General features: G+C 32.7%; 19 protein-coding genes and 1 pseudogene. 15 read left to right on the top strand and 5 right to left on the bottom strand.

Annotation, left to right across the window (positions count from 1 at the left end; genetic code table 11):
- The 3 genes and pseudogenes from NU08_RS12355 to NU08_RS12345 all read right to left on the bottom strand — a co-directional run.
- Positions 1 to 2,825, bottom strand: a pseudogene (locus NU08_RS12355) (immunoglobulin domain-containing protein); the annotation flags it as partial.
- Positions 2,826 to 3,248: 423 nt separating this feature from the next.
- Positions 3,249 to 4,109, bottom strand: a complete 861-nt coding sequence (locus NU08_RS12350; RefSeq protein WP_129747388.1) for an alpha/beta hydrolase — start codon at positions 4,107 to 4,109, stop codon at positions 3,249 to 3,251.
- Between the two features lie 182 nt (positions 4,110 to 4,291).
- The gene (locus NU08_RS12345; RefSeq protein ID WP_129747386.1) at positions 4,292 to 5,164 is read right to left on the bottom strand and encodes an AraC family transcriptional regulator; all 873 of its coding nucleotides are present in this window, start codon (positions 5,162 to 5,164) and stop codon (positions 4,292 to 4,294) included.
- Positions 5,165 to 5,614: 450 nt separating this feature from the next.
- On the opposite strand from NU08_RS12345, the gene NU08_RS12340 reads away from it, so the two are divergent.
- The 5 genes from NU08_RS12340 to NU08_RS12320 all read left to right on the top strand — a co-directional run bounded on the left by NU08_RS12340 (position 5,615) and on the right by NU08_RS12320 (position 9,329).
- A complete protein-coding gene (locus NU08_RS12340) occupies positions 5,615 to 5,980 on the top strand; it encodes a DUF3244 domain-containing protein (RefSeq protein ID WP_129747384.1) in 366 nt (121 codons plus the stop codon).
- 607 nt (positions 5,981 to 6,587) lie between these two features.
- Entirely contained in the window at positions 6,588 to 6,992 is a 405-nt protein-coding gene (locus NU08_RS12335; RefSeq protein WP_008462388.1) for a secretion protein, read from the top strand.
- A 516-nt stretch (positions 6,993 to 7,508) separates the two neighbouring features.
- The gene (locus NU08_RS12330; RefSeq protein WP_129747382.1) at positions 7,509 to 7,910 is read left to right on the top strand and encodes a T9SS type A sorting domain-containing protein; all 402 of its coding nucleotides are present in this window, start codon (positions 7,509 to 7,511) and stop codon (positions 7,908 to 7,910) included.
- Between the two features lie 364 nt (positions 7,911 to 8,274).
- Positions 8,275 to 8,661, top strand: a complete 387-nt coding sequence (locus tag NU08_RS12325; RefSeq protein WP_129747381.1) for a secretion protein — start codon at positions 8,275 to 8,277, stop codon at positions 8,659 to 8,661.
- Between the two features lie 281 nt (positions 8,662 to 8,942).
- Positions 8,943 to 9,329, top strand: coding sequence for a flagellar motor protein MotB (locus tag NU08_RS12320; protein ID WP_129747380.1), 387 nt, complete (start codon positions 8,943 to 8,945; stop codon positions 9,327 to 9,329).
- A 63-nt stretch (positions 9,330 to 9,392) separates the two neighbouring features.
- On the opposite strand, the gene NU08_RS12315 is transcribed toward NU08_RS12320, so the two are convergent.
- Complete coding sequence (locus NU08_RS12315; RefSeq protein ID WP_129747379.1) at positions 9,393 to 9,803, bottom strand: helix-turn-helix domain-containing protein; 411 nt, start codon at positions 9,801 to 9,803, stop codon at positions 9,393 to 9,395.
- A gap of 192 nt (positions 9,804 to 9,995) precedes the next feature.
- Between NU08_RS12315 and NU08_RS12310 the strand changes: the two genes are divergently transcribed.
- Both NU08_RS12310 and NU08_RS12305 read left to right on the top strand, forming a co-directional pair.
- Positions 9,996 to 10,310 carry a hypothetical protein gene (locus NU08_RS12310; protein WP_129747378.1) on the top strand — a complete coding sequence of 105 codons (315 nt, stop codon included), beginning with the start codon at positions 9,996 to 9,998 and terminating at the stop codon, positions 10,308 to 10,310.
- A 457-nt stretch (positions 10,311 to 10,767) separates the two neighbouring features.
- The gene (locus NU08_RS12305) at positions 10,768 to 11,724 is read left to right on the top strand and encodes a hypothetical protein (RefSeq protein ID WP_129747377.1); all 957 of its coding nucleotides are present in this window, start codon (positions 10,768 to 10,770) and stop codon (positions 11,722 to 11,724) included.
- 393 nt (positions 11,725 to 12,117) lie between these two features.
- Here the strand turns inward: NU08_RS12305 and NU08_RS12300 are convergent, their stop codons facing one another.
- The gene (locus tag NU08_RS12300) at positions 12,118 to 15,558 is read right to left on the bottom strand and encodes a methylmalonyl-CoA mutase family protein (protein ID WP_129747376.1); all 3,441 of its coding nucleotides are present in this window, start codon (positions 15,556 to 15,558) and stop codon (positions 12,118 to 12,120) included.
- Between the two features lie 290 nt (positions 15,559 to 15,848).
- Between NU08_RS12300 and NU08_RS12295 the strand changes: the two genes are divergently transcribed.
- The 8 genes from NU08_RS12295 (at position 15,849) to purU (ending at position 22,736) form a co-directional block, all read left to right on the top strand.
- On the top strand, positions 15,849 to 17,426 hold the full coding sequence (locus NU08_RS12295) for a murein L,D-transpeptidase (RefSeq protein ID WP_129747375.1): 1,578 nt from the start codon (positions 15,849 to 15,851) through the stop codon (positions 17,424 to 17,426).
- A gap of 199 nt (positions 17,427 to 17,625) precedes the next feature.
- A complete protein-coding gene (locus NU08_RS12290) occupies positions 17,626 to 17,973 on the top strand; it encodes a hypothetical protein (protein WP_129747374.1) in 348 nt (115 codons plus the stop codon).
- A 101-nt stretch (positions 17,974 to 18,074) separates the two neighbouring features.
- On the top strand, positions 18,075 to 18,944 hold the full coding sequence (locus NU08_RS12285) for a hypothetical protein (RefSeq protein ID WP_129747373.1): 870 nt from the start codon (positions 18,075 to 18,077) through the stop codon (positions 18,942 to 18,944).
- A gap of 126 nt (positions 18,945 to 19,070) precedes the next feature.
- Positions 19,071 to 19,493, top strand: coding sequence for a cytochrome c oxidase assembly factor Coa1 family protein (locus tag NU08_RS12280; RefSeq protein WP_129747372.1), 423 nt, complete (start codon positions 19,071 to 19,073; stop codon positions 19,491 to 19,493).
- A gap of 147 nt (positions 19,494 to 19,640) precedes the next feature.
- Positions 19,641 to 20,312 carry a hypothetical protein gene (locus NU08_RS12275; protein ID WP_129747371.1) on the top strand — a complete coding sequence of 224 codons (672 nt, stop codon included), beginning with the start codon at positions 19,641 to 19,643 and terminating at the stop codon, positions 20,310 to 20,312.
- A gap of 64 nt (positions 20,313 to 20,376) precedes the next feature.
- A complete protein-coding gene (locus NU08_RS12270; protein WP_129747370.1) occupies positions 20,377 to 20,940 on the top strand; it encodes a hypothetical protein in 564 nt (187 codons plus the stop codon).
- Positions 20,941 to 21,082: 142 nt separating this feature from the next.
- Positions 21,083 to 21,802: a DUF4197 domain-containing protein gene (locus NU08_RS12265; protein WP_129747369.1), complete on the top strand. Its 720-nt coding sequence runs from the start codon at positions 21,083 to 21,085 to the stop codon at positions 21,800 to 21,802.
- A 79-nt stretch (positions 21,803 to 21,881) separates the two neighbouring features.
- The gene (gene purU, locus NU08_RS12260; protein ID WP_129747368.1) at positions 21,882 to 22,736 is read left to right on the top strand and encodes a formyltetrahydrofolate deformylase; all 855 of its coding nucleotides are present in this window, start codon (positions 21,882 to 21,884) and stop codon (positions 22,734 to 22,736) included.
- Positions 22,737 to 23,236: the final 500 nt, after the last annotated feature.

Here is a 23,236-nt window from a genome sequence, read left to right as displayed (position 1 = left end):
GTTGTAGTGTAGCACTTGTCGGTAACTTTATAGGTCACTGTCACTGTTCCGCCGTCGCATAGTTTCGGAGCCGTCGGACTGCCTTGGATTTCCCCTTTCGCATCACAGCCTCCGCTTACGCTAAAGCCTGCTTTAAAGGTTTCGAAAGCTGCGTCCAATGCTGCCTGATCGGCATAAGCGCAAGCGGAAGCGCTAAACGGATCCGGAGATACAGGAACAACTGCTGAAGGAGCGGTAATGGTGAAGTCTCTGCTGATGGTTGTAGTGTAGCACTTGTCGGTAACTTTATAGGTCACTGCCACTGTTCCGCCGTCGCATAGTTTCGGCGCTACTGGACTGCCCACAAACTCGCCTTTCGCATCACAGCCGCCGCTTACGCTAAAGCCCTGTTTGAATGTTTCGAAAGCTGCGTCCAATGCTGCCTGATCGGCATACGCACAAGCGGAAGCACTAAACGGATCTGGAGACACAGGAACCACTGCTGAAGGCGCAGTAATCGTGAAGTCTCGGCTGATTGTAGTAGTGTAGCATTTATCAGTAATCATGTAGCTTACACTTGTAGTTCCGCCCTGACATAAGTTTGGCGCTGTCGGACTGCCCACAAACTCACCTTTCGCATCGCAGCCTCCGCTTACGCTAAAGCCCTGTTTGAATGTCTCGAAAGCTGCGTCCAATGCTGCCTGATCGGCATATGCGCAGGCTGAGGCATTCACTGCTGCTGGAGCTTCAGGCGTTATTGCTGAAGGTGCGGTGATCGTAAATGTGGCAGAACATGATTTCTGTAATCCGCAAGAATCAGTGACGTTGTAGTTTACAGTTACAGTTCCTCCACATAAAGCTGGAGGAGTCAAATTCTCTAATCCTGCAATTGTTAAAGTTCCGTTACCTCCTGAAGCTGTAAAGCTTTGTTTAAAAGCATCAAAAGCAGTATTAACCGCGGCCTGATCGGCATAAAAACAAGAACTTTTTATATTATCTTCAGGGCAAGTTATATTAATAGGCGTTGGCGGAGTACTTGTCACAACTACGTCATCTGCTTTTTTACATCCATTTATAGGGTCGGTAACTGTTAAGGTATATGTTCCTGCCTTATCAATTGTTGGTGTGAGCGTTGTACCGCCCGATACAATGTTTCCGTCCAATGTACTCCATAAATAGGTCGCATTAGGCGTACTTGATGAGCCGGATAATTTTATTGATGTTATTAAACACGTTAAAGCCTTATCTTCTCCCGCATTAACATTTGGCGGTTCTTTATTTTCAAGGACTGTGACCGTTTTTTTAGCAAAACAGCCTTCTAAATTTGTATAAGCATATACCGTATAAACTCCCTTAACAGATACAACAGGAGCATTTCCTGGTATAAAAGGGCCATCGGCTATGCCATCAGGTGAAGGTCCGTACCATTTTATAGTGGCATTTGGCGGGGTTGGCGTTGCTGTTAAAGTAGCTGTCGGATTATTACAGGTTAATGGATTACTAACATTACCCACTACGGCTACATCTGTAATATTTCCAAATAGATAAGGTCCTGAAAAATCTTTTAATTCTGCAGTAAATGAAGATGACGATCTTGTTTTTACTATCAGACTACCCAATAAATTTGAACAAGGACTTTGATTAACATTTCGGCTATCCAGTCCTAATGCTGTCAAATTAAGTCCAAACTCTGTAAACTGCAAAGCTTTATAATTATCTTGAAAAGAAGCTTGTGAACCTTCTAAAGTTCCCCAAGGTGGGCCTAATGTGGCTGCTGTAACATTAACAACTGCAAAAACATTGGTAAGTATCCCTCCTCCTTTTGCTTTTATTTCGGCATATCCGTAAGGAGGTGCACCATTGCCTTGGTCAAAAACACCAGTTAGATCAAATGGTCTGTTAGGTCTTGAGTTAAAATTAGCAATATCGGCACTAGACATCCAGACTCTTACACTACCCAGTGGTTTTGTACCGCCATTTTCAAAATCGATAGCAACAAGTACGTCACCAGGAACAAGTATTTTTCCTGTGGCATCAAAAGTCCATGCCGTATGTCCTGCTTGACTACCTGTACCAACTAATGCACTACCGTTGAAGCTAACTTCTGTTCTAAAAAATTCAAAATCAAAATGTGAGTTCCCATCAGAAGAAATTTTAGATGCTCCTCCATAGCCCCATAAAATTCCATTAGGATTAATTGCTAATGCGGCTGGAGATAAGTCTCTCCTTAAATAGCCGTAAACATCAACAATATCATCCTTTTGAGGGATACTACCTGAACCTAAAGCCCAAGTAGTCGGATTATCACCGTTCTTGTTGGAATTTCCAGAAAAAGTATTAGAGTCGTTGTTACTTTGAGTTGAATTTCCGTCACGCCCGTAAACAGCATCAATCCACAAAAAATTACCAACCATGGTATTTTTGGGTTTCGACATTCTTTTTTCGAATGTAAAATTATTATTAGCTTGGATTGATGTTTTCAGTCCCGCCGCATTAGTCTGATCTATAACATTTTGACCGGTTCCATTTGCAAAAGCAGAGCTAAAAAACCAGTCATCATAGATGCCCGAAACCGTTGGGGGAACTAAAAATTGCTCTTTGTTTGCATAAACGTCAGCATCAATACCAAAATTAGCCTGTACAGCCGCTCCAGATATAGCTTGTGAATGCAAGGAAGGATTGAAAGCAAATAGCATAAAAAGTACCATCACATAAAATTGATACTTTTTGTGCACAATAATTTTCGCCAAATTAAAATTTGGGAAAATTAAATCGATAAAAGAACAACGAAAGATTTTACAAAATTCATGTAAAATCATGATGTGATAAAGAATAGTTTTTTTCATAATAATAGTATTTAGAATACCATTACATTAGCAAAAAACCAGATAGTCTGCAGATTTGGCAATTACATGTAAATAATAAACCATCTTCAAAAGTTATGAAGCACAAAATCTAAAACTCTTATAAAAAAGACTTGACCCTCAGAAATTAATCTGACATTGACGATCAGGGGGGATAAACATTTGTTAAAATTAGTTAATAACCTAAATGCTCTCAATTAAAAAGGAGTAAAATCGATATCATTCAAAAATAATCGATGAACGGAACATAATAAGAAAGAAAAGTAGTACGAAGCGCTTTTTCAAATAAAAAAAAGACCTTTCATTTTTCAAAAATAAAAGGTCTTTTTTGTCAATTTCCTAAAAAACATATTAGCAAAACAACACAATAACACGCATGTTGATTAAAAAATATGAATTTCGTAATTACTTTGTTTTAGTTTTAAACAAAATTTTACTAAAAAATAATGCATGATACGGAAGCGAGTTTTCCCAATAATCCCATGTATGAGCTCCTGGACGTTCTGTATAATCGTGGTCGACTTTGTTATAAACTAATCTTCTGTGTAACTCTCTATTGGGTTCAATTAAAAAATCATCTACACCGCAATCTATTATTAGTGGCAACTTGTTCGCTTTTAGTTTATCTGCCATTCTTAAAACAGAATTTTGCTCATACAATTCAGTATTTCCGCTTTTATCGCCAAAAACAGGCTGCATTAATTTGACAATTTGAGCAGACGAATCTCTGTTAAGCATTGTACTCATATCTACGGCACCGCTCATACTTCCAGCTGCACAAAACAAATCGGGATGTCTGGCTGATAAATACAAAGCGCCATGACCCCCCATTGAAAGCCCCGTGATTACTCTTCCGCCTTTATTGGCAATTGTTCGGTACGTTTTATCTACTTTCTGAATTACTTCCTGCGTAATAAAAGTCTCAAACTGACTTTCTTTATTTACAGGACTATCAATATAAAAACTAAACGTCTCGCCTTCCGGCATTACGATTATCATATTATATTGATCTGCAAGATTGTGAACCAGTTTCTTGTTTGGAGTATTTTTTAGCCAGTCGCTAAAATGTCCGTATGCGCCATGCAACAGATACATAACCGGAAAAGTGGTTTTGCTTTTAGCATAAGAATTGGGCAAAACTACCGCTACTTTATAGGTTTTTCCCATTGCAGTGCTGGCAATTTGAAGTGTGTCTACTTTTGCAGCGTATGTCATGGTGGTAAGACAAAGCAAAAATGCAGACAATAGCATTTTAAATTTCTTCATTTTAATTTTTTTTTCTGATTAGGGTTTGTAAATATACCTTTTTTCAGAATAAAATATATGAAAAATCCGACCTCTTCTTGCACTTAAAAAAGATAGCCACGAATTCACGAATTTTATTAATTTTATTAATTTTATTAATATTAATTCGTGAATTCGTGGCTAAAAAAATTTAACTAAAAAAATCAGCTAATTATTATCTTATGCTCGTGACGGTATTGCGAAGCGCTTTTACCTGTATATTGTTTAAACGATTTGCTGAAGTGGCTGAAATTATTAAAACCGCTTTCGTAACAAACCTCATTAATACTTATAGGCTGTTCTGCCAAAAGCTTTGAAGCATGCACTAAACGATATTCATTTACAAACTCAGTAAATGTTTTGTTTGAAATTTTCTTGAAATAACGACAAAAAGAAGGCGTTGTCATGCTAACCAAACTAGAAACCTCATCTATAGAAATAGATTCCTGAAAATGATCTTTCACAAAATTGAAAACCACATTCATACGATCATTGTCCTGAGTCTGAAGTTCCATCGTAAATCCGTCTGCATTTAAAATGGTATATTCTTCAGCTGATTCTAGTTCGTCTAAAACAGTCAAAAGAGTCATTAATCTTTGAAATGGCGGTTCATTTTCCATCATTTCAATTTTTTCTCCAATACGTTTTTTCGTTTCACCACCAAAAGCGATTCCACCTTTAGCTTGTTTTAATATATTCTGAACTTTTTTCATTTCGGGAGCAACAAAAAAATCGCTTCCTAAAAATTCAGGTTTTATATGAATAACAGTTTCATTTGTATTTCCTGTCTGCTCATTTGTAAAACCGCAATGCGGTAAATTAGCTCCTATTAAAAGTAAACTACCATTGGTATAATAAGAAACATGGCTTCCTATTTGTCTTTTTCCAGCCCCGCCATTTATATAAACCAACTCAATTTCTGGATGATAATGCCATAAATGAGCTTTGCTATTGGTCTTTTCGGCGTGCTTAGTGTAGGTAAAAGAACTTCCGTATGAGTTAGTTATCACTTCTAGAGCTGGGGCAATAGTCTTCATGATAATTTCTTTAAAAAATAATAGCAAATTTAACAAAATCACCTAAAATAATTTAAATTTTAACCTACAACGGTTTCGTAAATGCGAATTTCACATTAAAATAACGTTCTTAGTACTGAAAAATTTATATCAAAATCGGCTTTTTTTTAGGGTCTTATTTTTTTTCCTCACTTTTTTTCTATTTATCCCATTTAAAACTAGATTTTATACCAATATGTTAAAAATTGTAAGAAAGATGGAAATTTTAAGAAGTATTAAGTTTTCGAAAAACTTTGAAGAATAACAATCAAATTAACAAAAACATAAGATTTAAATCAAATTTTAACCTATAACGGTTTCGTAAATGAGAATATAGCATATAAATTGGAAAATATAGATGTTAAAATAACACACATGCTGCTATAACTTTGCCTCAGAGAAATGAACGAAAAAAATTTAATACTATAGAATATGAAAAAGATTATGAAATTAAGTTTAGTATGTGCAGTACTTCTAACAGGAATGAGTACTTATGCAATTGATGGAAATGAAACGTTAAATCTTCATGTATTAAAAGGAAATGGCAAGGTAATTGCTTTTGGAATTAATCAATTACAAAAAGCAGTTATTAGTATATATGATGATAATGGTGAATTAATCTATACTGAAACCGCTTCTGGTAAAGACGGAATCTTAAGAACTTTCAGTTTAGAACAGTTTCCAGAAGGAAAATATATTTTAGAAGTTGCTGACAGCTTCAAAAAAGTAAAATACGATATTATTGTTAACGCTAATAGTTCTGTTTTGTCTTCAAAAGGAACAGTTTCTGTTAACTAAGAAAATATAAACGTTAAGTGCAATTCTTCACGGCACTTAAAACTTTATACTCTAATACAGTATAAAAAGTGAGGTTAGATAGTTAGTAAGTTAAAAACTTTCAAAAGTTTTAAAAACGGCTCTTTGTGGTTACTGAGCCGTTTTTTTTTGCTTTATACTTTCTTAACAGTAAAGTTTTTTTTACCGCAAAGACACAATCCCGATAGCAATCGGGAACGCAAAGTTCGCAAAGTTTTTTTCGATAAAGCTTTGCGAACTTTGCGTTTGTATTCACAATCTTAAGTAAAAATCTTTGCGCCCTTGCAGTTAAACACATCATCCAAAAAAACTTAGATTCTTAGTATCTCAGAACCTTAGCATCTTTCAAAAATTCCTACATTTTTTAAAGAAACCGTTATAATATTGCAAATTAAAAACCATCAAAAAAGTTGAAAAATAATAACCAAATCAACCAAAACAGTAAAAAATAAATCAAATTTTAACATATAACGGTTTCGTAAATGAGAATATAGCATCGAAATTGGCAAATATAGTATTGTTTTTTTACTTACAACTGAAGTAATTTAGCATCAGAGAATTAGAACTATTAATTTAAAAACTAAATACCATGAAAAAGATTATTAGATTGAGTTTAGTAGCAGCGTTGCTTTTCACAGGAATAAGCACTTATGCAATTGATGGAACAGCAGATTTTAACCTGCACGTTATTAAAGCTAATGGCAAAATGATCACTTTTGGTCTTAACCAAACACAAAAAGCCTATTTAGCTATTTATGACAAAGACGGATCTCTAATTTATTCTGAAACCGCTTCAGGTAAAGATGGAATTTTAAGAACTTTCAGCTTAGAAGAATTTCCAGAAGGAACTTACTTCTTAGAAGTAGAAAACGATGCAAAAAAAGCAAAATACGAAATCACAATAACTGACGATTCTTCTGTTTTATCTCAAAAAGCAGTTTCTTCGGTTTATAAAGCAGGTTTCGCTAAAAATACAAGCGTGGCAGCACGCTAAAAAAGTTTATGCTTTTCATAAGTATAAAGTGAGGTTAGATAGTTAGTAAGTTTAAAAACTTTCAAAAGTTTTAAAAACAGCTCTTTGTGGTTACTGAGCTGTTTTTTTTTTTACAACAAGAATTTTTACCGCAAAGACACAATCCCAATAGCTATCGGGAACGCAAAGTTCACAAAGTTTTTTCACAAAGCTTTGCGAACTTTGCGTTTTTATAAACTTCTCGTGTAATAATTCTTAGCGTGCTTTGCGCTAAATCTTAGCACTCTTTGCGGTTAAATTCATATTGTTTTTTGTAAATAAATCCTTAAACCATTGTAAATTTAAAAACAAGTAAAACATTAAAAAATAATAACTGAATTAACAAAAACGTTAAAAATAATTCAAGATTTAACCTATAACGGTTTCGTAAATGAGAATATAGCATAGAAATCAGAAAATACAGTTGTGCTTTTTCATGTAATACATAAGTAATTTAGCATCAGAGAATTAGAACTATTAATTTAAAACCTAAGTACCATGAAAAAGATTGCAAAATTGAGTTTAGTAGCAGCGTTGCTTTTCACAGGAATAAGCACTTACGCAATTGATGGAAATGGAGAATTTAATCTTCATGTATTAAAAGCTAATGGGAAACTGATCACTTTCGCACTTAACAAAGTACAGAAAGCCAATTTAGCTATTTATGACAATGATGGAACTTTAATTTATTCTGAAAGCGCATCTGGAAAAGATGGAATTTTAAGAACTTTCAGTCTAGAAGAATTTCCTGAAGGGACTTATTTCTTAGAAGTAGAAGACAATGTAAAAAAAGCAAAATATGAAATTACAATAACTGATAGTGCATCTTTATCAAGAACTGCAATTTCATCAGTTTACAAAGCAGGTTTTGCTAAAAATTCAAGTGTCGCTGCACGTTAAGAATCTATAAGCCAAAAAGGTATAAAATCGAGGTTAGAAAATTTAAAAAATTACGTTTAAGAAACAGCTCTTTGTGGTTATCGAGCTGTTTTTTTGTTTTATGATAAAACCAAAATTGTAAAACAAAACCATTTTCTGAAAATTATTCTTATTAATTCCAATCCATTGATTTTTAAGCACTAAAAAAAATAAAGAAAAAACAATCCGTAAGCCCAGTAATTACGTACATAGTTCAAACAAAATACAGAAATAATTACAATTCAATAACTTATGGATTTAAAAATACCATTTTATTGCTAAAAATTAAATTTGTATTTGTAGTTTTACACGTTCCACATTTAGTAATTAACAATTTAAAAAAAACATGACAAAATTTACCAAAGCTGGTTTAGTTGCTGCCTTTTTTTTAGCGACTGTGTTTACCTATGCCATTGATGGAAAAGGTGATTATATTTTAAACATTAAAACAGGAAACGGAAAAGTAGTTAGCTTTACTTTAGACACTGTAGAAAATGCATCTTTCTCTATCTATGATGAGAATCACAACTTACTTTATGCTGGAGAATCTGCAGCAGACAAATTGGAGGTTTCAAAAACTATTAGTTTAGAAAGTTTTCCTGCTGGAACTTATGTTCTAGAAGTGAAAGCAAACGACAAAGTGGAGAAACACCAAATTAAAGTCGCTGCAAAAAAAGTAAAGGCCGTGAAGTTAGATGAGTCTGTTAACCACAGTCCATCTTTCCGTCGCTAAGCCTTTTTTGTCCCCAAAGAAAAAAGTCAGAAAAGCAGCTCGTACCAGGAGCTGCTTTTTTTGTTTTCCATCAATATAACAGGTTTTATTTACAAAACGTCGTGTAAAATCACTTTATATTATTGATTTCCATATATTTGTACACTAAAATTGCAATAAGCCTACAATAAAAATAAATAAGTGAAGTTTATAATTGTTTTTATAACTGTTTCTTGCAGTGAAAAGATTTTCAAAAACAATTAATGAATACGATTAAATACCACAACCAAAACTAAAAACCTATGCAGAAAAAACTAGTTATTTTAGTATTGTTAATCGTATTTTCATTTCGTGCAAGGGCGCAAAATGAAACCTATTATAAAACCGATAAGGTCGGCGAAAAATACGCTTATGTCGACGTTATAAAAACCTACGAAAAGGTTGCTGCAAAAGGCTACAAATCTGTAGACTTATTTCAAAAACTAGGAAACTCATCGTATTCGAATTGCGAACTCGAAAAAGCAGCCGAATGGTACACCAAACTTTTTTCTCTTACCACAGATCTAGAGCCTGTATATTATTACCGCTATGCAGAATCGTTGCGTTTTATTTGTGAAAATGCAAAAGCCGATGCTATTATCGAGAAATTAAAACGCAAATCAAAAACTTCGATAAAAAAGAAAGTTTAAAAAACTTGAATTGATATAAAAAAAACCTCTCATTTCTGAGAGGTTTTCTTTTATACAAATTTACTATTTCTGATTTAGCAATTTCTCTAAATATTCAATTTTATCTTTCTCTGCTTGAAGCAAACGCTCGTAAAGCTTTTTATTTTCTTCTACCGTTTCCATTAATTTATCTAATGGATTAAAAGTGCAATTATTTCCAAAATTTACTTGGCTATCTTTTGTATCATTAAAAGTATTGAAATAATTAATCATTCCTTCTTCTGAAAAGTTTTTAATTGCTTCTGCTGTTACACCCAATGCTTTTGCAATTGCGATAAGTTTATCTTCATCAATCGTTTCACTATTTTCTAAAATAGAAATCGCTTGCTGATTTGTTCCTAAAGCCTGCGCCAAAGCTTCCTGCTTCATATCACGAAGTTCACGAATACGGCTTATTTTTCGCCCTATATGATTTGGTTTTGTTAGTGTGCTCATAATTCAAAGATAATAATTTAGTGTAAGAATCTGCGAGATGTAAAAAACATATTTAATCGTGTAGCAAACACAAAAAATTGATAGGACACATAAAAATCTATTTCTTCCTTCGCCGAATCAAACAAAAGTACAATTTTTCTTATAATAAATCTTATAGAAGTCAAATTGTAAACTATTTAAATTATATGCCTTATGGAAACGAACCAAACAGAAAAGCTACAAAAACTGCAAAAACTAACCGCTAAGTATTTTACAACGCTAAAACCAACCAATGAAGCCAATTCGTATACCGCACAATTTAAAGTGGTCAATTATTTAGAACTCGGCTGCCTTATTACCGATTTGCTAAAATTATCCATTCTAGCACTTGATAACGAGATGCATAATTTTTCTAAAAAAGATAAAAGTGCAACTATTAATGTGAGTCTGATTTTGGAAACGGTTCTGAATTTGTTTCCTATGGATGAAATGGAGTTTTTGGGGTTTGTTGGAGAGGTTGTTGATTGATTTTCTTTTTATTATTTCAAAAAGATATAAACATAGCCCGTGATTGAAACCACGGGAACGTAATATTTGTCTTGCTCTTATTGGTACCCGTGGTTGAAACCACGGGCTATATTTGATAATAAGATTTTTGTTATCTTACTGGTGCGAGCAGGGGAAAGTTCTAACGTTAAAAATCTCGCAAAGACGCTAAGTCGCAAAGTTTTTTACACAATCTTGTCATTTCGACGGAGGTGAAATCTTCATAAGTAGCTCCGCACAGAATATTGCCAATCTTTGTAGAGTTTCTTGCGAAGATTTCTCCTTTGGTCGAAATGACAAAACTTGAGGACGCCCCTTTGAGTTAACGAGCAGGAGCGCTAGCACTAACCAAGCATTCTATTTTATTAAAAAAATACTTATTTAATTATTTAGAATCTAAAGTTTTTTGCATTTATTTGTCAAAAATTATAATTAATTTATGAGCTTAAGAAAAAAGTATTGGGATCCCTTATATGTTTTTTGTACATCATATGTACTATATTTTATAATACTGTTTGCAGTAATTTTTTTAACTGTTGCTTTTGCAATCTTTGAAACAGATGAAATTTGGAGAGATCTTTTTAAAGGGCTTGGATTTACAATGGTTTCTAGTGGAGTTTTTGCTGTAATATTAAAGTCTGAACAGTTTTCTAACATCTTTCACAAAGAATTGCGAAATATTATTTACAGTGAAGAACAATTAGAAAAAAGAACAGATTTAGATAAAATATGGGAAAAAGTAACATTGGCTCTTTGCAGACAAAAATTTAAAAATATTAGTTCTAAATTACATCAAAAAATTAAAGGATTTTATTTACCTGTTACTCAGGAATATTATTACAAAAATTACAACTTAGATTTGACTATAGAATTAGACCCTATAAATCCAGATTTTGTTCGTATAACTGAGATAAATAAAACTCAAATTATTTCTCATGATATTCAATGTATAAAATACGATTTTCAGTCTAAAATTCCAGTTCCTGACGGTGACACAATTACCTCATATGAATTACAAGAATTTTCTGTTAATAATGAAAAGATAGATATAGATAAGCATCTTTCAATAAAAAACGAAAATGGTATCCTTGATATACAATTTAACTATGATTGTACTGGAAAAACAGTTTATAACATTGTTCGCAAAGAAAAAAAATCTTATAATTTAAAATCTAATCCATATAGAATCCATCTAGCTGCATGGTTGATTGAAAACTTTTATTTAGACTTACATTACAATAAAAACATGAAAATTGATTTTATCGAAATGGGATTACTTGATAAATTCACTATAGAACATATGGATAATTTACCAGCATATAAAAGATTTAAAGCAACTCTGACAGGCTTAATATTTAAAAAACAAGGCTTTATGCTGTTTTTTAAAGAATTTTAACTTATAATTAAAATAAATCTGTTATTTTCGCTGTATCTTAGAAGAAACAAAAACAACTATACATAATATATTGTAAAAGCAATCACAAACCCTAAAAAAATGATTATGAAAAACTTATCTAATGAAATAGTTATTAGCTAAACTATTTTCAAATTTAAAAAAGAAGAAAATAAACATTATAAATTTAACTGAGGTCCCAATGGGGCCTCTAATTTTTAATGAACTTACTAAATAAATCAATACGTTACAAAATATGTAATATAGTAACACCCATTTGTATTTAATTACTCTTGTTATCACATAAAGTTCATATTTGTTTTAACATTTGCATTTACAAAAAAAACCTCTCAAAAATCTTGAAAGGTTTTTCTATATCATTAAAAAAAGTAAAAATTACATATTCCTTCTATACTGCCCACCAACTTCAAACAACGCCGAAGTAATCTGACCTAAAGAACAAACCTTTGTCGCTTCCATTAAATGGTCGAATAAGTTTTCGTTTTTAATAGCCGCTTGCTGTAATGTATTTAAATGCTCGTTTACTTTTGCTTCGTGGAAATTATGCAAATTATCCAGCATCGTAATTTGATATTGTTTTTCTTCTTCTGTAGCACGAATAACTTCTGCTGGAATTACCGTTGGCGAACCTTTTGAACTTAAGAATGTATTTACACCCACAATTGGAAAATCTCCGTTATGTTTTAAAGTTTCGTAATACAAACTTTCTTCCTGAATTTTAGAACGTTGGTACATGGTTTCCATTGCGCCAAGAACTCCTCCTCTTTCTGTGATTCTGTCGAATTCCTGTAAAACGGCTTCTTCTACTAAATCGGTTAATTCTTCGATGATGAACGAACCTTGAATTGGATTTTCGTTTTTCGCTAAACCTAATTCTTTATTGATAATCAACTGAATAGCCATTGCTCTACGAACAGATTCTTCTGTTGGAGTTGTTATAGCTTCGTCATAAGCATTTGTGTGAAGCGAATTACAGTTGTCATAAATCGCATACAAAGCTTGCAAAGTCGTTCTAATATCGTTGAAATCAATTTCTTGTGCGTGTAACGAACGTCCAGAAGTCTGAATGTGATATTTCAGCATTTGCGCTCTTTCGTTGGCTCCATATTTGTTTTTCATGGCTTTTGCCCAAATTTTACGCGCCACACGTCCAATAACTGAATATTCTGGATCTACTCCGTTTGAGAAGAAGAACGATAAATTTGGTCCAAAATCGTTGATGTTCATTCCGCGGCTCAAATAATATTCCACGTAAGTGAAACCATTTGAAAGCGTAAACGCCAATTGCGTAATTGGGTTTGCTCCCGCCTCAGCAATATGATATCCTGAAATCGAAACCGAATAGAAATTACGAACGTTTTTATTAATAAAATATTCCTGAACGTCACCCATTAAACGCAAAGCAAATTCGGTTGAGAAAATACACGTATTCTGCGCCTGATCTTCTTTCAAAATATCGGCCTGAACCGTTCCGCGAACTTGAGCTAACGTTTTTACTTTTATTTCATTATAAACTTCCAAAGGTAAAACCTGGTCTCCTGTTACGCCCAAAAGCATTAATCCTAAACCGTTGTTTCCTGCAGGAAGTTCGCCTTGATATTTCGACCTTTCGATTCCTTTATCTTTATAAAGCTTGTTGATTTTAGCTTCAACTTCTTTTTCTAAACCATTTTCTTTGATATAAATCTCACATTGTTGATCGATTGCGGCATTCATAAAGAAACCTAAAAGCATTGGCGCAGGTCCGTTAATCGTCATACTTACCGAAGTCAAAGCATGAACCAAATCGAAACCTGAATATAGTTTTTTAGCATCGTCTAAACAGCAGATTGAAACGCCCGCATTTCCAATTTTTCCGTAAATATCTGGACGTAAATCTGGATCATTTCCGTATAAAGTTACGCTGTCAAAAGCTGTAGAAAGACGTTTTGCTGGCATTCCCGCACTCACATAATGAAAACGCTTGTTGGTTCTTTCTGGTCCGCCCTCGCCCGCAAACATTCTTGACGGATCTTCGCCCTCACGTTTAAACGGATATAATCCCGATGCAAAAGGAAATTCTCCTGGAACATTTTCCTGTAAATTCCAACGCAAAATATCGCCCCAACCTTCATATTTAGGCAAAGCAATTTTTGGGATTTGTAAATGCGATAAACTTTCAGAATGTGTCGCAATCTTGATTTCTTTATCACGAACTTTAAACGAGTAAACAGGATTTTTGTATTTGGCTACTTTTTCGTCCCAATTCAGGATAATCTCCCAATTGTACGGATCTAAGTCCATTTTTACTTTATCGAATTGATTCAGTAAAAGGTTTAAAAAGATTCTGTTTTCGTCAAGTCCTTCGACTCCGCTCAGGATGACACTATTGTCGTCTATTCCTGCTTTTGTGATTTGAGGAACTTTTCCAGAAACCGATTCTATGGTTTTGAAAATTCCGTATAATTTCTGAGCTACTTTTTGCTGTGCAACTGCTGTTTCATCATAATTTCTATTATTCTCAGCGATTTCAGACAAATAACGTGTTCTTCCTGGCGGAATCACGAATATTTTCTCGCTCATTTCTTTAGTGATTTCAAAAGTCGATTTCAAATCTGAAGCCGTTTTTTCAACCACTTTATCCATAATCGCTTTGTAAAGCGTGTTCATTCCCGGATCATTAAACTGCGAAGCAATTGTTCCAAAAACCGGCATTTCGTCTGGGCTTTTATCCCAAAGGCTATGGTTTCTTTGATATTGTTTTTTTACATCGCGCAAAGCATCAAGCGCACCTCTTTTGTCAAATTTGTTTAAAGCCACTAAATCTGCAAAATCAAGCATGTCGATTTTCTCCAATTGCGTTGCAGCTCCAAATTCTGGTGTCATTACATATAAAGAAACGTCTGAATGATCCATTATTTCAGTATCAGACTGTCCGATTCCTGAAGTTTCTAAAATAATCAAATCATATTTCGCAGCTTTCAAAACCTGAATTGCTTCGGCTACATATTTAGATAAAGCCAAATTCGACTGACGTGTCGCCAGCGAACGCATATATACACGAGGATTGTTAATCGCATTCATACGGATTCTGTCTCCTAAAAGCGCTCCTCCTGTTTTTCTTTTCGAAGGATCGACAGAAATTAATCCGATTGTTTTTTCTGGGAAATCAATTAAAAATCGGCGAACCAATTCGTCAACCAAAGAAGATTTTCCTGCTCCTCCCGTTCCTGTAATTCCTAGAACTGGAATTTTAGAACTTACATTGCTTTCGTGAATTTTATCAAAAACTGGTTTCGCAATTTCAGGGAAGTTTTCGGCAGCAGAAATTAAACGCGCAATTGCCGTTGGAACCTTATTTTCGATATGATCGATTTCTCCGTTTAATTTATCTCCAATCGGAAAATCGGCGCGTTCAACCAAATCATTAATCATTCCTTGTAAACCAAGAGAACGTCCGTCGTCTGGAGAATAAATTCTTGTAATACCATATTCATGTAATTCCTCGATTTCGCTTGGCAGGATTACACCTCCTCCTCCACCAAAGATTTTAATGTGCCCCGCTCCTTTTTCGCGAAGCAAATCATACATATATTTAAAGTATTCGTTGTGTCCGCCTTGATACGAAGTCATGGCAATAGCATTGGCATCTTCTTGAATGGCGGTATTTACCACTTCTTCCACACTCCTATCGTGCCCTAAATGAATTACTTCAACACCCGTAGATTGGATAATGCGTCGCATAATATTTATGGCAGCATCATGTCCGTCAAAAAGCGAAGCTGCAGTAACAATTCTTACTTTATTTTTAGGAATATATGGTATTTGTTGTTCCATTTTATGAATATGATAATTTTATGCGACCAATGTACAAAATATTTTAATATTTGATTAAGACAATAGCTTTATGTTAACAAAAATAAATCGATTTCGTGAACTAAAAGGGTAACAAATTACGTAACTAATTGATATAGTTAAAGAAAGCTTAAAGACATGGCAATTTCGCAACATTTAAATAAAATCTGGAAACATGTTTTGAGTACTCCAATAGTAATTTAGCAGTGTAGAAAAGCCCCAAATTTTTACCTACGACTTACATAGAAAAGTAATAACGTAAAAATTAAAAAATGAGAACATTTTATTCATTCACCGTAATTTTAGGTTTGAGTTTTTTTGTATTTTCTTTTAACAGAATTGAAAAAAGTAATCTTACATATACAAATACAAAAGCTTCAAATCATTCAACCGTTTACAATAATTCAGATGATGTAAACGAAATTTCGAACGACTTCTTTAAAAGATATTCAGATTTAAAAAAATACAAATCAGATGTGATGTCGTTGTACAAAAACAGAACACTTGGAAGTATTTGGTTTGATGATAACGAAATCAACGAATTTGGTTCTGTTTTGTATGAAAAAGCAAAAAAAACAAATGACTTAATTATTCCTTATCAAAAAGAAATTGACCAATTGTTTAGCGCTTCGTCAGATAAAAGTACTATTTCTAAAACTGATGCAGATATGCTTTTAAGTTCATTATATGTTTTATACACTAAAAAAAATAATGCTGACAAGAAAAAACTTTCTTATGATGCTATGCTGAAAGATTTCTTAAACTATAGCACATTGGAAGAAGAAACAACAGCAGTCGCAACAAATGAAAAAGTTGAGTTTGATCAGTATTATAAATTGCAAGATGCTTTAAAAAAATACAAAAGATTAGAAAAATCAAGCAAATACAAACCAATTGTTCCAGAAGAATCTCCATACAAAGAATTGCGTCCAGATGCGGTTTCAAGCACCATAGCACAAGTGAGAACTCGTTTGTATTTACTAGGAGATTTAAAAACCGATTCTAAAAGCAATGTTTATGATCGTGAATTGATGGATGCTGTAATGAAATACAAAGTCCGTAACGGATTTAAACCGAATTACATCTTGGCTCAAGAACATATCGATGAAATGAATATTCCGCTAGAAGATAAAGTTGCCACTTTAAAACTTAACATGGAAAGATGCCGTGAAATTGCAGCTAAAATTGCAGCAAGCGATGAATATGTTTTGGTTAACGTTCCTTCTTTTGAATTGTTTTATGTTAAAAATGGAAAAATAGTTCTGACCTCTCCTGTATTTGTTGGGGCGCCTTTGACAAAAACTACCATTTTTAATGGAGAAATTGACAGAATCGTTTTTAGCCCATATTGGACTGTACCGCAAAGTATTGTACAAAACGAATTAAAATCTAAAATTGCTGCAGATCCAAATTACCTTGCAGAAAAAAATATGGAAATGGTTAACGGTCAAGTAAGACAAAAACCAGGACCAGACAATTCTTTAGGATTGGTGAAATTTATGTTTCCAAATCCAGATGATATCTATATGCACGATACGCCATCTAAAACTTTGTTCGATTTTGAAAAAAGAACTTTCAGCCACGGTTGTATTAATGTAAAAATGGCCAAAGAATTGGCTGTTGCCATGCTAAAAGATTATCCAGAATGGACTAAAGAAAAAATCGATAAAGCGATGGAAGGTAAAGTAGAAAGCAGTTTTAAATTATCTAAAAAAGTACCAATTTTCATTACTTATTTTACTTCATTGGTAAACGAAAATGGTGAAATTGGATTCTTTCAGGATGTTTATGAAAAAGATGCTGATTTAACCCGTGAAACGCTTTCCGGCACAACACCTGTAAATCAATAATTTATACCAATAATTTTGAGGAAATTTATCAAAAGTATATTTGATAGATTTCCTCTTTTTTATTTTATCCCTTAATCTAAAAATACCGTAAAGTATTACTCTTAAGTCCTTTAAAGGCAATATTTTTTTAAGAATCTTCTTTTTTTTGCACTATAATTCAGCTTCATTTTTTTTATAAATGTTTAAAAAATAAACTATTATGAAAACAAATAATATTGAAGGCCTTACAATGTTTGAAATAAACGTTTTAATTCAGCAGGGAGGCAAATTTATCATGTTTCCATTTATTGTTTCTGAAATGGTAAAAAAGACAAAGGAACCTAATGTCTATTTTATACGCCCCAATGAAGGCACTTTTAAATATGCTTTAAGACACTTTTTTCTGAATTTGTCTCTAAGCTGGCGCATTTTCCCATACGCGCCTATTTATGTGGTAAAATCTTTATTTTATTTTTTGAAAGGCGGTAAAGATTATACTCAAAACATATTAAACGAGTTAAAAAAGAACCATCCGATATATCACCCTGATTTACAATATCTGCAGTAATGTTTTTTTTGTCCTAAAATGATATTTTAAAAACCTTTTGAGGTTGAAATCATGACATGTTGGAAAGAGATTTGCAAATCTTTTTTTAATAAAAAACTACAATGAAAAAATGCATTTTAATTCTTGGTGTTTCTGTTTCAACTCTCTTTACTTCATGTAATAATTTTACGTCCAAGAATTCAACTGTTTCTGATGGAAACAATAAACCAAAAGCACCAAAAGCAGTAGGACCGTCTCGTATACTATTTATTGGAAATAGTCAATTAGAGTATTTTATCAGCGCCCCTACTTTATTCCAAGAACTTTGCAATGCCAGTAATAAAAACATAAATATTGATCAGCTAACCACGTTGGGCGTGGGATTGGATAAAGTTTATTTTACAAATAAAACAGAAGCTAATCAGAATTTTTCAAACATTGATAAAGATGGAAATTATTATGATTATGTGGTGCTTCAAGAGTCGACATCAATTGCATTGAAGAATATTGAGAAATACAGATCAAATCTAAAAATGTTAGCTGAAAAGATACACAAAAATAGTCCTGATGTTGCAATTTATGTGTATCAAAATATGACTCCACTACCTTATTCAGATTCACAATACAATAATTATTATAAAGAATTACGAAAAAATACAGTCTTGGCTACCGCCTTTATAAAAAATGCAGGATTATTGAGAATTGGTGATGCTGTTAAAGATGCCTATAGTGGTAAAAGTGGCTATAATTATTTAAAAAACAATACCGATAATCTTTGCTACGGCCAAAACACTCCTCATTTTTTAAATGATGGAGGATTTCTTCAGGCTGTTTTATTATATACCACAATCTTTGAAAAAAAACCGATTATTCCTAAAAAGTTAATTTTAAGCACTGGAACTGGTGATAATGATAGCATGAGAAAACAGGAAGTGTCAAAAGCCATAAGTGATCCTATAGCACTTGAAGAAATCGCCTATAGCAATAAATAATTTGTCAAGTTACAACTCTGAAAATCTTCTTATAAACACGTAAGAAGATTTTTTTATATAAAACTCTAAAAACCAAGAGATTTTATACTTATTTTAGCTTAGTCATTTCACTTAAACCTCTAATATATGGAAGATTCTAATGAGCTAATACAAAAACAAAGCTGGCTAAACAGAAATTGGAAATGGCTGATTCCTAGTGGATGTTTAACTCTTATCATATTAGTAGCATTATTTATAGGGGGAATTTTCTACGAAGTTACTTCTGTATTAAAAGACTCTGAAGCTTATAAAGAATCTATGACTGCGCTTCAAAATAATAAATTGGTAGTCGAAAAACTTGGTTCTCCTATAGAAACAGACGGAATCGTTTCTGGAACCGTCACCTCAAGCAACAGTGTGCGAACTTGCGATGTACAAGTTCCACTAAAAGGTCCGAAAGGCAAGGGAACTTTATTTATTGTAGGCGAAAAAAGAGGTACGTGGAAATACAGTGAAATGTCTGTTTATATTGAGAATACAAATGAAAAAATTGATCTTTTGAAAAAATAATTTTTATGTTTTTTAGAAAGACTTTACTTTATTGATGTTTATGATGTGTCTTAAACTAGCAACTATATAACTTTTCGAGGCTTTTTATCAGATAAATTTAAATGAGATTTGCATATTATAATAAAAAATCATCTTATAGTTTATAATATGATTTCTTTTAATGAAAATATGGCATACGAAAAATTTACTCGTAAAGACAAGAAAAAAATCACAGAAGATTGGGCTTCCGAATTTCCTGATTTTACAATATATAAACCAATGCATTTAATTAGGCGAAATGGACCATTTTTGTGCGGATTACATTTTGCAACCTATTCCAACAATGATTCGTACGAGGTTATATTTCATATTCATAGTTTAATGACAGAATTTCCAATAATATCTCTTGGAGTAAACAATTCTTTAACAAATAAACATAATGTTTCAGAAAGCATTACTTTGCAATGGCATCACAATCATTTCAAAAGTATTTCAGAAAGAATGCGACAAAAAATTACATTATTGCAAAAAAGCAATCTAAAATTAGAAGATTTATCTGAATATATTGAAAACAATATGTCTGATTGGGAACTATACGCTTTTGAAAGTTTAATACTTTTGTATTTCAAATTGGGTAAATCTAAAAAAGCATTTGATGAATTAACATTTTATAAAAATAAAATTTCAGATTGGCCAGAAAATATCAAAACTAAATTCAATGAAAGTACATGGAAAGAAGATTTAATTTTATTAATGAATCATGAAAAACTGGATCAAACAATTAATTCTGAATTAGAAAAATTTAAACTTTCTGAAATTAAAGATTTTGGAATAATCTAATACAAATATATAAATTGATCGCAATCGCGAGAAATACTATAAAAAATTAATTTTCAAAAAAATCATGAAATCTTTTTTCTTTTTATTCGCTGGAATTTTTCTGAGCGCTTCTTCTTTTGCACAATCTGCCAAAAATCACCAAGTTTACGCCAATCAAATCAAACAATTCTCAAAACCTGCTAGAATATTAAACAAGAATATTGACACTCAAGGAAACGGTTCTGTTGAATTTACAAATGCTAAAAATCAAATACTTCGATTCCGATTACATAACAATAAACTTCAACAAGGGTCGTGTAGTATCGCTTTTGAGATATACTATTATGAAAAGAATTATCTAAAAAGAATTGAATCTTTTGACAGTAATTATAATTTGATTGGCTGCAATTTAAAACTAAACGGAGAAGCAGTTACAGAATACATAATTGAAAAACCTTCCTTGTATCTCCAAAAAAAGAAACTGATTGATGATGCCGAAGGAAATATTGATATGAAAGATGATTCTAATGAAAAAATCATTCGTGTTCAATATTTTGATGTTCATAATAAACCTATTATGCAGCCAAAACCTGTTTACATTTCGAGTAAAACCTACTGGCAGGATAATATTAGAATGGGATGGCCATAAATCAAGATGCTAAGAAAATGAGATTCTAAGTTACTAAGTTCTCTTATGTTAAGTTTACAACAAAATGTTAGTTTGCTTAAAATAAAATTGTGGCGTTGTTTTTGAATAAGTAGTATTTTTGAAACTTAAATAAAAACCCCAAATGAAAAAGATTTTACTATTAGCCGTTACATTTTCGCTTACATCTTGCGCACAAGTGCAACAAACATTAAATCAATTGCCTCAGATCGCATCTCAGATTCCTACTACAGGAACTGTCGACATTGCTTCTGGATTAAAAGAAGCTTTAAATAAAGGAATTACACAACAAGTAAGTAAATTAACCGCTGTAGATGGTTTTTATAAAAACGAAGCTGTAAAAATTTTAATGCCCGAAGAATTGCAGAAAGTAGATGCAACACTTCGTAAAGTAGGATTAAGTTCTCTTGCAGATGAAGGAATCAAGATGCTGAACCGTGCTGCAGAAGATGCCGTAAAAGAAGCTACTCCGATTTTTGTTACAGCAGTAAAAAACATGTCTTTTACAGATGCTAAAAACATACTTTTAGGAAGCGACAATGCCGCAACAAATTATTTGCAAAACAGTACAACGACTTCTTTATATGCCAAATTTAACCCAGTAATTAAAAGCTCTTTCGAAAAAGTGGGCGCAGATGCTGTTTGGACAAAAATTATAACCAAATACAACACTATTCCATTAGTAAAAAAAGTAAATCCAGATTTGACTGATTATACAACCAATCAGGCTTTGTCTGGTGTTTTTAAAATGATTGCTGTTGAAGAAAAAGATATCAGAAATAACATCTCTGCAAGAACAACGCCTTTATTGCAAAAGGTTTTTGCTATGCAGGATGGAAAATAATTCTAAAGTTGCTAAGCTTCTAAGATACTAAGTGTCTTAGCATCTCAGCATCTTTGTGACTAACCAAAAACAAACTGAAATGCAAAAAATTACCATACTCATTCACTGTAAAGACCAAAAGGGAATTATCGCTGCAGTAACTACTTTTATTGCTAAGGTAGAAGGAAACATCACCTACATTGACCAGCATGTTGATGTAGAACAAAATGTGTTTTTTATGCGTTTAGAATGTGAATTTACTAATCAAGGCAATAGCATTGAAGCCATAAAAGAAGAATTCAGCCAGACGATTGCTGCCGATTTCAACATGTCTTGGGATTTATACAATCAGGAGCAGAAACCTAAAATGGCTTTGTTTGTTTCTAAATACGATCACTGTTTGTTTGATATTTTAGGACGTTACAGTGCTGATGAATTAGGTGTTGAGATTCCGATGATCATAAGCAACCATAATGATTTGCGATCTATTGCTGAACGTTTTGATATTCCGTTTCACTATGTTCCCTTCACAAAAGATAACAAAGAAGAAGGCGAAGCAAGACAAATTGAACTTTTAAAAAGATATCAGATCAATTTTATCGTTTTGGCGCGTTATATGCAAATTGTAACTCCAAAAGTGATTTCGCTGTACGAAAATAAAATCATCAATATCCATCATTCGTTTTTACCTGCATTTCCTGGTGCAAAACCATATCATTCAGCTTTTAAACGTGGAGTGAAAATTATTGGAGCAACTAGCCATTACGTAACAGAAGAATTAGACGAAGGTCCAATCATCGAGCAAGATATTGCAAGAGTTTCCCATATTCATTCTGTAGAAGATTTTATCATGAAAGGCCGTGATTTGGAACGCATCGTTTTGGCAAGAGCCATTAAACTGCACGCTGAAAGAAAAACAATGGTTTACAGTAATAAAACTGTTGTATTTTCTTAAGGTTCCAAGTGGCAAAGATTCAAAGGTACAGAGGCTTTTCTTTAACTAAAAAACTTAGAGTTCGCTCAGTCTTACAATAAACATCTCAAAATAATAAACCCGACAGGTTTTAAACCTGTCGGGTTTTATTATTAATTGCTGTTTTTGATCGCTTGAAACGGGAGTTTATGTTTGCAGTTGTTAATTTTTTGCCTGCTCCAATAATTCTGATTTTTAGCATTTTACCAAACATACAAGCTTCTATTTAATACATTCATAAACAAAACTGATTGTTATTGTATTTTAATAACCAAACACTATTTAACGTTACAGAAAGCTCAAAACAGTCCTTTTACAAATCTTAACGTATGGTCAACAAAGTAATAACAAAACCTTAACAGCAAAAAATTGATATATGTCGGACATTTGTAATGTAATAAACTGGTTATTTATTATTTTGGTTTTGGTTAGTTAAATGATGCCGGCTTCTTCGAGATGCCGGCATTCTTTTTTGGGTTAAA

Source organism: Flavobacterium anhuiense (assembly GCF_004151235.1).
GTDB lineage: Bacteria > Bacteroidota > Bacteroidia > Flavobacteriales > Flavobacteriaceae > Flavobacterium > Flavobacterium anhuiense_A.
The sequence above is the reverse complement of the archived record's forward strand: the minus strand, read 5'-3'. Positions and strand labels throughout refer to the sequence as shown.

Bases quoted from the DNA above. Each gene is read 5' to 3' on its own strand.
- NU08_RS12350 (WP_129747388.1), bottom strand. From the start codon at position 4,109: ATGAAGAAATTTAAAATGCTATTGTCTGCATTTTTGCTTTGTCTTACC.
- NU08_RS12345 (WP_129747386.1), bottom strand. From the start codon at position 5,164: ATGAAGACTATTGCCCCAGCTCTAGAAGTGATAACTAACTCATACGGA.
- NU08_RS12340 (WP_129747384.1), top strand. From the start codon at position 5,615: ATGAAAAAGATTATGAAATTAAGTTTAGTATGTGCAGTACTTCTAACA.
- NU08_RS12335 (WP_008462388.1), top strand. From the start codon at position 6,588: ATGAAAAAGATTATTAGATTGAGTTTAGTAGCAGCGTTGCTTTTCACA.
- NU08_RS12330 (WP_129747382.1), top strand. From the start codon at position 7,509: ATGAAAAAGATTGCAAAATTGAGTTTAGTAGCAGCGTTGCTTTTCACA.
- NU08_RS12325 (WP_129747381.1), top strand. From the start codon at position 8,275: ATGACAAAATTTACCAAAGCTGGTTTAGTTGCTGCCTTTTTTTTAGCG.
- NU08_RS12320 (WP_129747380.1), top strand. From the start codon at position 8,943: ATGCAGAAAAAACTAGTTATTTTAGTATTGTTAATCGTATTTTCATTT.
- NU08_RS12315 (WP_129747379.1), bottom strand. From the start codon at position 9,803: ATGAGCACACTAACAAAACCAAATCATATAGGGCGAAAAATAAGCCGT.
- NU08_RS12310 (WP_129747378.1), top strand. From the start codon at position 9,996: ATGGAAACGAACCAAACAGAAAAGCTACAAAAACTGCAAAAACTAACC.
- NU08_RS12305 (WP_129747377.1), top strand. From the start codon at position 10,768: ATGAGCTTAAGAAAAAAGTATTGGGATCCCTTATATGTTTTTTGTACA.
- NU08_RS12300 (WP_129747376.1), bottom strand. From the start codon at position 15,558: ATGGAACAACAAATACCATATATTCCTAAAAATAAAGTAAGAATTGTT.
- NU08_RS12295 (WP_129747375.1), top strand. From the start codon at position 15,849: ATGAGAACATTTTATTCATTCACCGTAATTTTAGGTTTGAGTTTTTTT.
- NU08_RS12290 (WP_129747374.1), top strand. From the start codon at position 17,626: ATGAAAACAAATAATATTGAAGGCCTTACAATGTTTGAAATAAACGTT.
- NU08_RS12285 (WP_129747373.1), top strand. From the start codon at position 18,075: ATGAAAAAATGCATTTTAATTCTTGGTGTTTCTGTTTCAACTCTCTTT.
- NU08_RS12280 (WP_129747372.1), top strand. From the start codon at position 19,071: ATGGAAGATTCTAATGAGCTAATACAAAAACAAAGCTGGCTAAACAGA.
- NU08_RS12275 (WP_129747371.1), top strand. From the start codon at position 19,641: ATGATTTCTTTTAATGAAAATATGGCATACGAAAAATTTACTCGTAAA.
- NU08_RS12270 (WP_129747370.1), top strand. From the start codon at position 20,377: ATGAAATCTTTTTTCTTTTTATTCGCTGGAATTTTTCTGAGCGCTTCT.
- NU08_RS12265 (WP_129747369.1), top strand. From the start codon at position 21,083: ATGAAAAAGATTTTACTATTAGCCGTTACATTTTCGCTTACATCTTGC.
- purU (WP_129747368.1), top strand. From the start codon at position 21,882: ATGCAAAAAATTACCATACTCATTCACTGTAAAGACCAAAAGGGAATT.